16 protein-coding genes and 1 pseudogene are annotated in these 13,639 nt (G+C 34.6%); 8 read left to right on the top strand and 9 right to left on the bottom strand.

Translation table 11 applies throughout. The annotated features are described in order from the left end of the window. Window positions 1-180 precede the first annotated feature (180 nt). Both J2Y03_RS24525 and J2Y03_RS24530 read right to left on the bottom strand, forming a co-directional pair. Entirely contained in the window at window positions 181-687 is a 507-nt protein-coding gene (locus tag J2Y03_RS24525; RefSeq protein WP_310199371.1) for a hypothetical protein, read from the bottom strand. Beyond that, window positions 688-1,152 carry a hypothetical protein gene (locus J2Y03_RS24530; protein ID WP_310199373.1) on the bottom strand — a complete coding sequence of 155 codons (465 nt, stop codon included), beginning with the start codon at window positions 1,150-1,152 and terminating at the stop codon, window positions 688-690. 420 nt (window positions 1,153-1,572) lie between these two features. Here J2Y03_RS24530 and J2Y03_RS24535 point away from each other — a divergent pair, with 420 nt between their 5' ends. From J2Y03_RS24535 to J2Y03_RS24550, 4 genes and pseudogenes are all read left to right on the top strand, one after another. Beyond that, entirely contained in the window at window positions 1,573-1,710 is a 138-nt protein-coding gene (locus J2Y03_RS24535) for a hypothetical protein (protein ID WP_310199375.1), read from the top strand. A 268-nt stretch (window positions 1,711-1,978) separates the two neighbouring features. Further along, a pseudogene (locus J2Y03_RS24540) lies at window positions 1,979-2,446 on the top strand (VOC family protein). A gap of 157 nt (window positions 2,447-2,603) precedes the next feature. After that, window positions 2,604-2,768, top strand: coding sequence for a hypothetical protein (locus J2Y03_RS24545; RefSeq protein WP_310199377.1), 165 nt, complete (start codon window positions 2,604-2,606; stop codon window positions 2,766-2,768). A 163-nt stretch (window positions 2,769-2,931) separates the two neighbouring features. Further along, entirely contained in the window at window positions 2,932-3,381 is a 450-nt protein-coding gene (locus tag J2Y03_RS24550) for an SgcJ/EcaC family oxidoreductase (protein WP_310199379.1), read from the top strand. A gap of 584 nt (window positions 3,382-3,965) precedes the next feature. On the opposite strand, the gene J2Y03_RS24555 is transcribed toward J2Y03_RS24550, so the two are convergent. From J2Y03_RS24555 to J2Y03_RS24565, 3 genes are all read right to left on the bottom strand, one after another. After that, the gene (locus tag J2Y03_RS24555; RefSeq protein WP_310199381.1) at window positions 3,966-4,634 is read right to left on the bottom strand and encodes a DNA alkylation repair protein; all 669 of its coding nucleotides are present in this window, start codon (window positions 4,632-4,634) and stop codon (window positions 3,966-3,968) included. Between the two features lie 302 nt (window positions 4,635-4,936). Further along, window positions 4,937-5,311, bottom strand: coding sequence for a VOC family protein (locus J2Y03_RS24560; protein ID WP_310199383.1), 375 nt, complete (start codon window positions 5,309-5,311; stop codon window positions 4,937-4,939). Between the two features lie 155 nt (window positions 5,312-5,466). Further along, complete coding sequence (locus tag J2Y03_RS24565; RefSeq protein ID WP_310199385.1) at window positions 5,467-5,865, bottom strand: VOC family protein; 399 nt, start codon at window positions 5,863-5,865, stop codon at window positions 5,467-5,469. Window positions 5,866-6,053: 188 nt separating this feature from the next. Between J2Y03_RS24565 and J2Y03_RS24570 the strand changes: the two genes are divergently transcribed. Beyond that, window positions 6,054-7,328 (top strand): IS110 family RNA-guided transposase, encoded by a 1,275-nt coding sequence (locus tag J2Y03_RS24570; RefSeq protein WP_310199387.1) that lies wholly within the window; start codon window positions 6,054-6,056, stop codon window positions 7,326-7,328. 579 nt (window positions 7,329-7,907) lie between these two features. After that, window positions 7,908-8,123 (top strand): hypothetical protein, encoded by a 216-nt coding sequence (locus J2Y03_RS24575; protein WP_310199389.1) that lies wholly within the window; start codon window positions 7,908-7,910, stop codon window positions 8,121-8,123. A 546-nt stretch (window positions 8,124-8,669) separates the two neighbouring features. Here J2Y03_RS24575 and J2Y03_RS24580 read toward each other — a convergent pair. After that, window positions 8,670-9,944 carry an IS110 family RNA-guided transposase gene (locus tag J2Y03_RS24580; protein WP_310199391.1) on the bottom strand — a complete coding sequence of 425 codons (1,275 nt, stop codon included), beginning with the start codon at window positions 9,942-9,944 and terminating at the stop codon, window positions 8,670-8,672. 457 nt (window positions 9,945-10,401) lie between these two features. Further along, the gene (locus tag J2Y03_RS24585) at window positions 10,402-11,037 is read right to left on the bottom strand and encodes a LysE family translocator (RefSeq protein WP_310199393.1); all 636 of its coding nucleotides are present in this window, start codon (window positions 11,035-11,037) and stop codon (window positions 10,402-10,404) included. Window positions 11,038-11,450: 413 nt separating this feature from the next. Between J2Y03_RS24585 and J2Y03_RS24590 the strand changes: the two genes are divergently transcribed. Continuing rightward, window positions 11,451-11,648 (top strand): DUF4177 domain-containing protein, encoded by a 198-nt coding sequence (locus J2Y03_RS24590; RefSeq protein ID WP_310199395.1) that lies wholly within the window; start codon window positions 11,451-11,453, stop codon window positions 11,646-11,648. Between the two features lie 155 nt (window positions 11,649-11,803). Here the strand turns inward: J2Y03_RS24590 and J2Y03_RS24595 are convergent, their stop codons facing one another. Next, window positions 11,804-11,950, bottom strand: coding sequence for a hypothetical protein (locus J2Y03_RS24595; protein WP_310199397.1), 147 nt, complete (start codon window positions 11,948-11,950; stop codon window positions 11,804-11,806). A gap of 458 nt (window positions 11,951-12,408) precedes the next feature. Here J2Y03_RS24595 and J2Y03_RS24600 point away from each other — a divergent pair, with 458 nt between their 5' ends. Further along, window positions 12,409-12,609: a cold-shock protein gene (locus J2Y03_RS24600; protein ID WP_027322891.1), complete on the top strand. Its 201-nt coding sequence runs from the start codon at window positions 12,409-12,411 to the stop codon at window positions 12,607-12,609. A 476-nt stretch (window positions 12,610-13,085) separates the two neighbouring features. Here J2Y03_RS24600 and J2Y03_RS24605 read toward each other — a convergent pair whose 3' ends face one another. Beyond that, window positions 13,086-13,430: a hypothetical protein gene (locus tag J2Y03_RS24605; protein ID WP_310199401.1), complete on the bottom strand. Its 345-nt coding sequence runs from the start codon at window positions 13,428-13,430 to the stop codon at window positions 13,086-13,088. Between the last annotated feature and the right edge of the window lie 209 nt (window positions 13,431-13,639).

Below are 13,639 nucleotides of genomic sequence, written 5' to 3' on the forward strand. Positions count from 1 at the left end.
AATTTAAACTGTTGGTTAATGAAGATGACCGATACGGCGTTTTGTTGTTGTGCTAACGGGGCAGGAATGTGGAATAAGCAATAGTGAAACGATTGTATAAAAATAAAGCAATTTCATTTTTGCTCTATTTTACCTTGTTATTGGGAGACTCTGTAGTCTTCCTATTTTAAAAATTTTACTTCATACCTCTTTGACTTTTTTACTTTTTAATGAGTCCATAATAAATCTAAAAAAAAGTATGTATATGGATGTAGCAAGAAGGTAAAAAGCAAATGAATTAAGAAAAGTCCATCCACTAAACTTAAAAACATTAAAAAACACAGCTAACCATTCAAAGCCTAGAGCAAAAAGAGACCAAAGGATCACATATGCAGTAATATAAATACCCTTTGGATCAAACTTGTCAAATAAGTACACACATAGTAATGAATAAGGGGAATACATCAAATACGTTATTATGTCTGTTACCTCGTATTTTTCAAGGTCATTAAGGTCATATAAATCCAAGGGTGGCGTTGCAATCAGGTGATCCATAATAATAGCAATAGTTACAGTGAACAAAATCAATAAGATAGAAATTACAAGAGGGTATCTTTTTGGGAGGAACAAAATCAATATGAAACCACAAACAATGGTAAGAATTATAAACCATTCATTTTCGTTAAACTGTTCTGGCAATGGTAACAATTAGCTCATCCCTTTTCTAAGAATTTTTCTAAAGCTAGTAGAGAGGTAGCTTATAAGAAGTAAAATGATAACCCACTCTATTATGGAATAAAAAAGATTCCATTTTACAAAATCATATACATTAAGAAGATTGGCTAGATATTCAATCCCTATCAAAAGGGGTATTAAAATAAATAGCATAATCCAATTTTTCCTGTTTTTTGCCCCTTGGGTTTTATCTATATACCCAATAATAAGTACAGGAATAAGGAAGACCCTGATAAGTGCCATTGTCCAATAACTAGTTGAATGGCTATTAAAATTGATCATCTCCATATTCAATGCGAAGATGGTCATAAAGTTATGGTGAATAATGTTAGTTACCATCCAAATGAAGAATATTTCAAATAGATGAAGATTCTTTTTGGATACGGCATATGTAAGATTTATTATCACTGTTAATGCAAAAAAAATTGAAAATGCCATAGCTCCTCCACTAAATTGCTTTTTTAAATAGTTTTATCTCTCTATGTTTAAAATATTCCTTATTCAACTAAAGGGTGCTTATGTTGAATAAGGAGATTACTGGGGGGATCCTCTAGACAATAAAAAAACAATCTCTGAAGGAATCTGATTCATTTTCATAAGCCACGACTTCCTTTGTTTTTCCTCTTAATGGGAAGTAACCTCGCTGCGTAACTGAGTTTTCCTTTAGAATATAAAAAATTTGAAGAAATATGTCCTTCATAATTATCATACTCGTTGCTGTTTTTTGCTGTAATTACTATGCAATATAAATAGGCGTCCATTCAAATATTGCAGGTCTGATTTAACGGACATAAAATCTTTATCACTGCGGCATATTATATTTATCAAAGATATTTTAATGAATTGAGGTTTTTAAAAATGGATGAAATGCGAACTACCAATCAAGTAGAAGAAGTAAATAAACACCTTAAAGAAATTCCCAAGGAAGCCGAAGAAAGAAGAATTGTAAACCAGCCTCAAACTGGTAAAAACGAGAAAGCCATCGAGCCGTTTTAATTTGAAAACGGCAAACCAAAGAATCTTGCTGACCACAAATTTCATTAACCATAAAACAGGGCATAGAAATTTCCTATGCCCTGTTTTTATTTATTGGATCTGTTAAAGAATGTTGTTTTTTCTTCTTCATCTAACTTTAGTTACCTTTCAAAGGGGTGCTACGGCAACCTTTTTTAATTGGACTAAAGGGCAGTTTAGTTGAGGATGAAATTTTTATTAAGTAAAATTATGGGTTGGTAATATATTCTACAAGAAAGGCGTGGGAGAAATGATAAAGGGATTATATGAAGCACATTTACCTGTAAAAAATTTAGAAGTGTCAATTGAATTTTACCGAAAATTAGATTTGAAGTTTGCTTGGCGTGATGAAGACACCGCGTTCTTTTGGCTGGAGGAAGGTAAAAGTTGGTTAGGTTTGTGGGAAGGGGAGGAGTTCCAAACACCATACCACCCTTCTTTACGGCATATTGCTTTTCGAGTTACATATCAGGATTTAAAAGAGTCGTTAAAATGGCTTGAATCCATCCAAGTTGAAGCTGTTCCTTTTGGATGAAGAACATCGATTGAACCTTTTATAAGACCCAATCAAGGAAATGCTTCTGTATACTTTGATGATCCAGATGGAAATAGTTTAGAATTGATGTGTTATGTTGAAGTCCCTAGTGAATTAAAACATATTGAGGAAAAGCTGTCATTTGAAGACTGGGAGAATTTAGTCAGTAGTAAATTGAAATAAATAAAAACCCCATTTCTCTTAGACTGTGAAAAAATGTACTTACTATTGGGGTGCAATTGTTCAATACGAGCAGTCGCTTTTTTACTAACGTAGCAGGTTAATTGAACAAGTAACTTTGATTATTTGGTAAAATTTATCAGTGGGATGATGGAAAAATATGAAAAAGAATTATACTGTTTTATTTATATTATTGTTTGTTGCATCTATTGCGGGCGGAATGTCACTTAAAAATATTTTCGACTATTCAATGATTATTGGAGTTGGATTAGCAACAATCTTTCTTTTAGCTGCTGCGATTTGGAAAAAAGAACAGGGAAAATAGTTCACATAACTAAATAGTTTGTTAAGCTAAAGGGTGCGTATCTACAATACAGATACGCTTTTTTTGCTAACGAAGCAGGTTAGTTGAACAGTGCATCTTTAGTTTTTAATTCATATATTAGTAAAGAAATACTAATACTCAATATTTAGGAGGAGAAACTAACATGTATAAAAAGTCCGAGGTTCATGATTCAAGTGAGGAACAGAAGCAAGAAATCGGTGCAATTCACCAAACAATTGCCGAAATGGAGGCTGCATTTAATCAACATGATGCCGATAAATTAGACAGCCACTTCACTCAATATGCAACATGGGTTAATGTTGTCGGCGTGCTCCTATCTGGTTGGAATCAAATCAATGAAGCACACAAGAATACATTGGCAGGACCGCTCCGCAACTCATATGCTCACTATTCGGTTGAAAGCATCCAATTTGTTCGTCCTGATGTAGCTATTGCACACATTCACCAATATCCTACGACTTCCGAAGGAAAGATAATTGAAAACGGGCAGGGGAGTCTCGCTATTTATGTGATGGTAAAAGAACAAGGAACGTGGCAAATTGCCGCAGGACAGAATACGTTCGTCCAAGAAATTCCTCCATCCAATCCGTAATATGAACCGTCATCCTAGAAGCCAATCTTTAGATATTGTGACAGCCTCTCTCATAACTTAGGAGGTTTTTTTCTTTTGTTCCTTGTCAAAAATTGGGGCTTAATAAGGATTGCTTTGCATATTGAATTAACGGGTAGCAAGAGGTCAAGTACAGGGATTACCACTTCTGCCATGTTTTGTACCATCAGTTGCCATGGAATTTACCACTTACTGTCAACGTATTTACCAATAGAAAAACTTTTGGGATATTGAATTGAAAAAGCCTAATCCTCCTATTTTCACCGAGGAATTAGGCTTTTGTTAAGCTTTCCGTAATCGTGCCTGATTTGAGGACTACCAGCTTCTATTGCACAGAATCGTTGTACTGCGCAGCTGGAAAGTTGTTCTTCTTAAAGATAAGCGCCCTACAGATCAAAAAGAGATAGTGGGTTAATCCTTTACATCTTCCTTGCATATTTCACTAACTAGCTGCCATAACGCGTTGTTTTCTTTATTTTTCGGTCCAAGCCTATTACAATTTTCATATTGAGGCTTTGAATTCCTTTATTTTTTGCATTAAACCCTAATGAATTTTTCAGAGGTAACTAATTATTATGTCGTTTGTTAACTTCAATCGTAATGAACTCCGGCAAATAGCTGGGAGTACATCCTTTTGCTACTATTTCATCTTTGTAAAGACCCGTTTTCTCACCAAGTTTAATACAACGTGCACGATTCTTTTTATCATAAACGCCTATCCAGCCTGCGGTGAAATTCATAGCCCATTGAACTTCCGGTTCTTCCTGCGTAATATTAGCTTCTAATGCAGATAGCAAGTCTGCGGTGTTATCAGGCGGTGTTTGTCCAGTCCATCTCAAACGCCCTTGATAATACCAGAAAGCTCGCCTTTGAAGAGCAGAAGGACTATTTTCCCATGACTCCATCAATGCAATTTTCTTCTTGTCTTTGGTGAGCTGATTAGCCATTAACCAATCCATTAAGTTATTTCGCTCATCAAAAGTGTGAGTCTGCATATCCTTATCAAGCTTATTTAGCACATCTTGTGAAAGAAGTTTTTTGTCCATAATTAAGATTGCTAATAGTCTGGGCAAAAACTCTTCGGTTGACCAAAGTTCCATAGCTAGTTCATGATTTTTTTTAATGTCCTTCGCGATTTTTCGTAAGTCGCCTAGCTTAGTTTTACTATTGATCTGAGGTAGAATGTTTTCTGCTTTTGAAGAGCGTTTTATTTCTGTACCTTTATTTTCATTCATTTTATACAACTCCTTTATTAAAGCACTGTTTCATAATATGTCCTTGACGGGATATATCAAGAACTTAATTTCGTTATAAGTCTTATTGCAGTGGTGTGCCTCCAAAGTTTACCTTTTTAATATTGTAGTATATATCGTATTAAAGCTTTCTCCACCTATAATAGAAGAGCAACCATCTTTAATATAACAATAACATTTACTTCCTTTTAATTGGATACGAAAAGAGCATTCCTTTTTAAAGAAACGCCCCCGTTAGTTTAAGTGTGACCTTTCACAAAGTTACCTTTATATAAATATATTTCTTACCAGTGTACTTGAAGTTTATTACCATTTAAATCAAAAAAGTGGAAATAGGTATGTCCATTATCTTCTTTTATATCCTCAACCTTAACACCATTTTCAATAAGGTGTGTATGAAATTCAAATAATTCTGGACTTGTAAAACCAATGCTAAAGGCTGGAACATTATCAATTGTAAAATGTGCAAATGTATCATCTTCAGTAGGGACTAAGATAAGTAAAAAAGGTCCCTCATTAACTTTTATAATGGCAAATGGATCTTCAGTAATGGTTAATAATTGAAGCCCTAATATATCTCTATACCATTGTGCAGACTGCACTAAATCTTTTACCGGAATTCTAATATAATGTACTTGTTCAATAAATGATTTACTCATAAACTACCTCTCCTTTATTTAGTATGGGCATACCAAGTAATTCCCTTTTTATATACCTTTTTCCTACCAATTTATTGAATTAACCTGCCCTTTAGTGACGCAAGAAAAAAAGCCGCCAACAATGACAGCTACTTTATAGTATTGGAGCCCTATATTTAGACTTCTACTTTACCCAAAATGAACTTAATGCGTTCATTTTCTTCTTTTTTATCAATATACTCAAACAAGCCTATACGATTTCCCCAAGGGTCAGCAAAGGTCACCCATTTAACAGGGACTTCTGGACGTGAGTATACTTGAAAATCATCAATATTTAGTTCCTTTTCGAGCCTTACCTTTTCTGCATTAATATCTTTAACCCCTAAACGAAGAGGACCGCTACCATCAGATGGTGTGCCTTCAGCCACTTGTAGCCAACATCCAGGAATAAGTTCCCACTCCACAAAACCATCGTGTGGCTTAAAATCAACATCTTTATTTAGAAAATTTTTATACCAATTGTATCCTTCTGTTATATCAATAACTCGAACTTGGTAGGTCATTTCAAAAAACAAATAAACCACTCCTAAAATACTTTTATCTATATATTTCTATGGCTTGTTATATTTTTCCTTCTTCAACAAACCTGCCCCGTTAGAATTCCTGTAGATAGCTAATTTTCAACTTTGAAAAAAATTAGGTCCCTCAGTAAGATATGAGTATAGACACCACTCTAACTCAAACCTTAAGGAGGAACCCTAATATGAAGTTTAAGATGCAAGACAAACAAAATCAACTAATTGAGAGAATTTCGGATAAACACCTCGTGGTTGGTGTGGATATCGCCCAAGAACTACACGTAGCTAGAGCTGTAAATTACCGTGGAATTATAGTCGGCGATCCTCTGACATTTGAAAATAATCAGGAGGGTTTTGCTAGATTACTACATTGGATTAACGAGTTAAAAACCTTAAAAGGATTTGCTTCTACTATTATCGGCATGGAACCTACAGGACATTACTGGATTAACCTATCAAAGTGGCTATATGATCAAGATATTGAAGCAGTAACTGTTAACCCCCACCTCGTAAAGAAGAATAAGGAAAACCGTGATAATAGCCGATCGAAAAGTGATAAAAAGGATGCACTTGTTATCGCAGATATGGTCAAGAATGGTTATTATTCCTTTATTCGTCCTACTTCAGAGACCTTTGAAAAACTAAGAGTTTTAATGTCTAACCGTGACATGACTGTTAAACGACTAGTCAGTGCTGTCAATCAAATTAACCGTTGGGTCGATATTGTTTTCCCAGAACTTCGACAGGTATTCAAAGATGTTAAGGGCAAAGGGGCCATGGCAACTCTACGCTTATTCCCTACACCACTAGAACTACGTTCAATGAAAGCACCAGATATCGTTGAAGGCTGGAAAACCCAAATGAAGAGACAACCTGGGATAATAAAAGCACGTTTATTAATTGAATTTGCTACGCATTCAGTCGGATCTCGACAAGCACACGATGCTTATAAACTACACCTGGAACAATTAATTGAAGAGTTTGATCTAGCAACTGCACAACTTGAACGGGTTGAACAGGAAGTTACTAATCTCCTTAAACAAGTTCCTTTTGCCAAAAAGTTACTTGCCATCAAAGGAATTAGTGAAATTGCCCTTGCAGGCATACTTGGAGAAGCTGGAGATCTCAGTGGTTTTGCGCATGGTAATTCTCTATTGCGTCATGCTGGTTTACATCTTGCAGAGGCTAGTTCAGGTAAATGGAAAGGTCAAATTGTCCTCTCTAAGCGCGGCAGATCTCGTTTACGGCGATTCTTGTACTTAGCGACTATGAGTCTTGTGATGAATAACCCTGATTTTAAAGAGCTGCACGCTAACAATGTGAACGTCAAAAAGATGAAGAAAATGAAATCAATTATGAAATTAGTTCATAAACTCGCAAGAGTGTTAGTAGGAATGGCCAGAAAGAATGAGTCTTATCGTCCTGAGAAGGTACAACCTATTATGTCAATGGCTGCCTAAGGTTAATTGATAATTATATAATCGCTTTAAGATTAATAGCTTTCGAATATTGGCTTATTCGTAGGATTTCAAAGAAAGTACGAGTACCGGATTTATTGTGCAAAAGGGCTCAGACCCGTTCCGTTAGAAAGACCGGCCTCTACCACTTGGATAGGTGTAACGAAGGAATGATAGGGCATTTGACCCGTTGAGACATGGGAGTGAAAACCTCCAGGGGTAGCGTGGAGAATACGTACATTATATGGAAAACATTGGATTTAATACTGAATCCTTTATTTAAGTACGCCTTCAATCTGCCTTCAAGTCTGAATCTCATTCAATCAAACCCTTTTAGTCCTTTCAAGTGAAATGAAATCCTGCGAATTAGTGAGTATTCGAGAGATAATCGTATCTTACTGAGGGAGTTGAATAACAAAAAAGGACCGCAGCAGCAATCCCCGTTGTTCTATACAAGCACCCGTTAACTCTTCGCAATGTTATTTTGAATTCGGAGTGGACAGATCCTAGTTGTCACGGTTCTTTTTTTCACACTTGGGAATAGTATTTTTCTAAGGGGTGTATCTTATGGAGTTATTAATATTGATTATATTACTCTTATTACTATTTGTTATCTTTTTATTCACTCGAAAGGACAAGGATCAAGTAATAGAGAGTTTTTCCCTAGGAGACTTTTTACATCAAAGCTATCTTGAACACAAGGATACAACTATTATCACCAAAATCAATAATTTTTTCGATTCTGATATTGATGATGGCAATGGAGAAGGGATTGATGATGGCGATGGTGGTGAGTAGTAATAAACCAGCGAATTCGATTCTTAGGGAGAAGGATTAAATTAACAGTTGGAAAAGAGGTGCAAATTGCATCTCTTTTTATGCTGTATTTATGTTCATCATTGCAATCATTACTTTTTTTACATATCGCTTATTAAACTCCCTCAGTTTGATACATATATCTCTTGAATGCTCACTTATTCGCAGGATTTCATAACCCTTGTAATTGGATTTAGGGGTAATTGAAATGAGTTCAGATTATCTTGGCTTCGTGAAGGCATAGTTAAATAAAGGAGTCAGCTACCACTCCATATTTTACCATATAATGCACATCTCCACGCCGCCCCTGGAGGCTTTCCCTCCCATGTCTCAACGGGTCAATTGCCCTCTCATTCCTTCGTCATGCCTATCCAAGGGGTGGAGGCCAGTTATGCTAACCTGATGGGTCACAGTGCCCTTTTGTTTAAGAAACCTGGTACTCCGTGCATATTTGAAATCCTACGAATAAGACAACATTCAAAAATCTAAGATAACTATTTAACTATAAGACTTTTAGTCATACTGTTTCTATGCTGCTAATGGGATTGTTTCTTGTAATTTATTTGCACAGTAAGATTCGTTTTTCTTAGCTATACCTACAAAAATTCTTGCTAATTTTCCGACCAACTTCATGATAGACTTCATTTTCTTCATCTTCTTGACCTTTACATTATATGCATGGATAGCTTTAAACTCAGGGTTATTCATCACAAGGCTCATGGTTGCTAGGTAGAGGAAACGCCGTAGTCTAGACCTTCCTCGTTTTGAGAGAACAATCTGCCCTTTCCATTTTCCTGAGCTCGCTTCAGCTAAATGGAGTCCTGCATGGCGTAATAGGGAATTCCCATGAGAAAACCCACTTAGATCTCCAGCCTCTCCTAAAATGCCAGCTAGTGAAATTTCACTTATACCTTTAATCATAAGCAGCTTCATTGCAAATGGTATTTTATTGAGAACTTCTTTAACTTGTTGTTCAACTCTTTCGAGTTGTTTTATGGCGAGGTCATACTCCTCCAGTAATTGTTCTAAATGGAACTTATAAGCGTCCAGTGCTCGTCCAGTTCCAATCGAGGATTTTGCTAGATTGATTAGTAATTGAGCCTTTTTGGGTCCTGGTTGTCGCTGCATTAAAGACTTCCATCCCCTCATGACATCTAAAGGCTCAAAAGAAGCTATTTCATTAGGAGTAGGAAACAATCGGAGGGTTGCAATTGCCCCTTTACAAGTAACATCTTTAAATACTTGTCTAAGCTCTGGAAACACAATATCTACCCATCTATGGATCTGATTGGTAGAGCTTACGAGACGTTTAACAATCACGTCACGATTAGAAATTAAAACTCTAAGTTTCTCAAAGGATTCAGATGAAGGGCGAACAAAGGAATAATAGCCGTTTTTCACCATATCAGCGATAACGAGTGCATCTTTTTTATCACTCTTTGACTGAGTGTTATCACGATTCTCCTTGTTTCTCTTTACTAGGTGGGGATTGACTGTTACTACCTCAATTTTTTGTTTAACAAGCCAGTTAGATAGGTTTTTCCAGTAGTGGCCAGTAGGTTCCATACCTACTATTGTGGAATCTAGATTTATTAGTCCTTTTAACTTTTCAATCCAATTTTGCAGTTTAACAAACCCATCTTCATTATTTTCAAATGTAAGGGGATCTCCGACTACAATTCCACGGAAGTTTACAGCTCGTGCAACGTGAAATTGTTGAGCAATGTCTACACCAACAATAAGATGTGTATCGGAAATTCTTTCTATTAGTTGATTTTGTTTGTCTTGCATTTTAAAATTCATAGTAGGGCTTCCTCCTTAAGAGTCTGAGTTAGAGTGGTGTCTATACTCATATCTTACTGAGGGGCTTTATTTTTTTCAAACCTGATATTTAACGCTCTACAGGAATGCTAACCTGCTCCGTTAGCGTAAGTACATCATTTCACAAACTCTTCAATATCCATAATATCATTTTAGCATTAATATCTAATAACCTTCGTAAATGCAACTTAATCCACTCACTAAATCACAAGGAATTCACACACCCTCAATAATTATTTCATCCCCTGTGATTTACTATGTGAATTAGGACACAATAAGGAATAAAGTTCGCGAAAATGTTGGTAAATCAATAAAAAACGCACCGTGAATTATACTGTGAATTCAAGTGCGTTTTCCTATGTGTTTTACAATGTTTGCACCTCTAAAGTAAACCCGTTACCTATGAAAATCAAGGATCTTATTTAATACATCAGATAATCTAATTATGAGTCTTTTCAAGAAATAAGTTAATACCAAAACCTATTAGTATTGTCCCGGTGATACCTTCAATAATATTTTGTGTTTTAGGTTTTTTCATAAAAGCACTAATATGATTAATTAAATAGACATAAAGGAAAGACCATATAGCAGTCATTACAGTATAAGTGGTACCCATTATCACAAACGGTAAAAAAGTATTGCTCCCAGGGTCAACGAATTGAGGGAAAAAGGTTAAGAAAAGAATAGCAACTTTGGGATTCAGGAGATTTGTAAGGAAACCTTGTTTAAAACAAGAGGTGCTTACCATCTTGCTTTTTTTTGTATTCATCTCTACGCTTGCTGCTACTTCCTTTTTCTTTAAAGTCCATAATGTCTTAACACCCAGATAAATTAAGTAAACAGCACCCACATATTTAAAGACAGAAAATAATAACGCTGATTTCACAATGATGGCTGAAAGTCCTAATACAGCAGCAGAAGTATGGATAAGAAGGGCACAACAAATACCTAAAACTGTTTTAAGACCTCCGACTTTCCCAGCGGTGACAGTATTTTTTGTAGCTATTGCAGTATCGGGACCAGGAAAAATGATAAAAAAAATACACATAAGGACAAACATATAAAAGTTTTCCATTTTAGTATCTCCTTTCCGCTTTTGATAAGGTTTGAATATGTGATTCTTACACATTATTATATATAAAGCGTGTTGTTAATTGAACACAAATCTTTTTTTGATTTCTTTGTTAAACTAACGGTGCAAGAATTAATGATGGAGATCGCTGCGGCCATCTTTTTGCTTGTTGTACGAATGAGGAAGATTAGTCGAAGAAGGAATTGATTGAGATGAATAAACATAGGTTCTTAAACTAAGGGTGTTTTTGATCCAAGAAGGATTAACGCTCTTTTTGTGGAGCTTAATAAGTTAACAGGCAGGTTAATATAATTGTTTCAAATTGAAACTATTTCCAATTGAAATCGTACAAATAGTTAAAAAAAAAAACATCCTTATTCTATTTCCACCCTATAATCAATTGGAGGAGAAATTAAATGTATGAATACAAGTTTATAAAAATAGAGTTTAAAAAATTTTCTGGTAAACCTAATGAAGACTATCGAGAAGTAATTAAAAATCATGCAAATGAGGGGTGGAGATTTGTTCGAATTTTCTCACCTGACTTTGCAACTTCTGGAGTTGCAGTAGGGACATATTTTGAATTAATCTTCGAAAAACCAATAAAACAATAAACAGACATGGTATAAGGCAGTTGATGAATTTGTATTTAAAATAACGAGATGCGAGAGTTAAGGATAGAGATCACAGATTAAAAGCAATTCCAATAAGGAGAATTGCTTTATTTTGTATTATTCTATCCAATATCCATTTCCTCTTCTTAAGATATTTATCTCAATTCATCCCAATATAAAAAGACATACTCTGGTTCATGCTCTTTTTTCAACTCATCAATGCTTGCTATTGTATCTGAAGTTTTCTGTTTATTTGTACGTAAAGTATTACTAGCGTTCTGTTTTAATCCCTTTTCATCCATGATAAACACTCTCCTTTTTAGCATAGTTTGTGTCCTTAGCCTCTTCTTATTCTTGTTTTTGAAAGGAATGTAATCAGGTGAAATATTCAAATAAAAGAAGAAAAATGGAATTTATTATAGAAGTAAGATTTCCTAGTTTACTCTAATATGTATGTCTCATGCTGCTTTGTTCATTTCACGCGTGCAAATAGAGGCAAAGGAAACAAACATTAAAAAGATTCTTGTTTGTATAAGATAAGAACAACTTAAGAATCGAAAACCAGATATAAAAATTCAAGAGTGGCAAAAAGGGTTGTGTTTAAGTCTTCTTGCAAATACCTTTGAAGAATGTTACACTTTAGAAGAATTATTTTTGTTCGGTGTAAAGGATAGTCTAAGATTAACTTTTCGTCTTGATGATCACTGAGTGCAAGGATAGTAACACATTGTGTGCAATGCACACAGCAGGAGGAAACAAAATGGAACAAGGTAAAGTAAAATGGTTTAACGCAGAAAAAGGTTTCGGATTTATCGAGCGTGAAGGCGGAGAAGATGTATTCGTTCATTTCTCAGCTATCCAAGGCGAAGGTTTCAAATCTTTAGACGAAGGTCAAGCAGTTACTTTTGACGTTGAGCAAGGTCAACGTGGAGCTCAAGCAGCTAACGTGCGTAAAGCTTAATAATAAAACCAAACTCAAGCAGGCTCTTTATAGAGTCTGTTTTTTATTTATCTTAAATGCAAGGAACCCTACTCACGAATGAGTAGGGCACATGTAAACAGTAAATCAAATGGTGAACAAAGTGTATCACATAATCACAAATTCTCCTAATTACCTTTGAATAAACATTTTAGAGTGGCTAAAATTGTCAATCTTTTTTTGTGTAATTCAATTAATTGGGTGCTTGAATTTAAGAGGATTGGTTGCTGCGGCAGCTTTTTCTTATTGGACTATCAAAGCAGTTTAGTGGAAGAATTAGAAAGAACTAAATATTAGGGGTAGAATTGTAGAAAAATAACCCATCTTATAACAAACGGTGGATGGGATTTTTAAAAAATAACAACTTTTTATAATTCAAACACATTTATGAATAGATGTAACTAATATTTCTGTTTGATAACAACAAGGAGTTTTTTACATAAATTATATTTTTTCTATTATTCAGATAATATATAATAAAATCCAGAACTACAATGAGAAATTACATTTAATAAAGATATATACATTTTCATTGCACGAATATCTTTAAATTGTACAACATTTTGAATACGATTAAATGCATCTTCTTCTTTTTCATATCCGCAATTTTCTAGATATTTATTAAAAATAGTAACGACCCAAGTTTCATTATTTTGATAATAAGAAATTAAGACATCTTCCTTATCTAATGGAGAAAATATTATTTGATTTGCAGCATCATTCTTTAATTCATCAACAACAAATTCTGGGTCATTATCTTTCAATTGATTTTCTACATAATATAAAATATCTTTTTTAATCATTAACGGAACTTGATATAAACTATCCATACTTGCCTCAAACATTTCTATCGAAAATTCCATATAGGTTCCTGATTGTTGTTTTGCTGAAATTTTTTATTGCTTTAAAAATCCTTCTACTATTGTTGAGCTGAAAAGAGTTATTTGATACTCATACATGCACAGAATGGTTGTAGACTGAATGTGTATGTAGATAGATATTGTGAAATATT

The sequence above is a fragment of the Neobacillus niacini genome, assembly GCF_031457145.1.
In the GTDB taxonomy this organism is placed as follows: Bacteria; Bacillota; Bacilli; order Bacillales; family Cytobacillaceae; genus Neobacillus; species Neobacillus niacini_J.

Bases quoted from the DNA above. Each gene is read 5' to 3' on its own strand.
- J2Y03_RS24530 (WP_310199373.1), bottom strand. From the start codon at position 1,152: ATGGCATTTTCAATTTTTTTTGCATTAACAGTGATAATAAATCTTACA.
- J2Y03_RS24535 (WP_310199375.1), top strand. From the start codon at position 1,573: ATGGATGAAATGCGAACTACCAATCAAGTAGAAGAAGTAAATAAACAC.
- J2Y03_RS24545 (WP_310199377.1), top strand. From the start codon at position 2,604: ATGAAAAAGAATTATACTGTTTTATTTATATTATTGTTTGTTGCATCT.
- J2Y03_RS24550 (WP_310199379.1), top strand. From the start codon at position 2,932: ATGTATAAAAAGTCCGAGGTTCATGATTCAAGTGAGGAACAGAAGCAA.
- J2Y03_RS24555 (WP_310199381.1), bottom strand. From the start codon at position 4,634: ATGAATGAAAATAAAGGTACAGAAATAAAACGCTCTTCAAAAGCAGAA.
- J2Y03_RS24560 (WP_310199383.1), bottom strand. From the start codon at position 5,311: ATGAGTAAATCATTTATTGAACAAGTACATTATATTAGAATTCCGGTA.
- J2Y03_RS24570 (WP_310199387.1), top strand. From the start codon at position 6,054: ATGAAGTTTAAGATGCAAGACAAACAAAATCAACTAATTGAGAGAATT.
- J2Y03_RS24580 (WP_310199391.1), bottom strand. From the start codon at position 9,944: ATGAATTTTAAAATGCAAGACAAACAAAATCAACTAATAGAAAGAATT.
- J2Y03_RS24585 (WP_310199393.1), bottom strand. From the start codon at position 11,037: ATGGAAAACTTTTATATGTTTGTCCTTATGTGTATTTTTTTTATCATT.
- J2Y03_RS24590 (WP_310199395.1), top strand. From the start codon at position 11,451: ATGTATGAATACAAGTTTATAAAAATAGAGTTTAAAAAATTTTCTGGT.
- J2Y03_RS24595 (WP_310199397.1), bottom strand. From the start codon at position 11,950: ATGGATGAAAAGGGATTAAAACAGAACGCTAGTAATACTTTACGTACA.
- J2Y03_RS24600 (WP_027322891.1), top strand. From the start codon at position 12,409: ATGGAACAAGGTAAAGTAAAATGGTTTAACGCAGAAAAAGGTTTCGGA.
- J2Y03_RS24605 (WP_310199401.1), bottom strand. From the start codon at position 13,430: ATGATTAAAAAAGATATTTTATATTATGTAGAAAATCAATTGAAAGAT.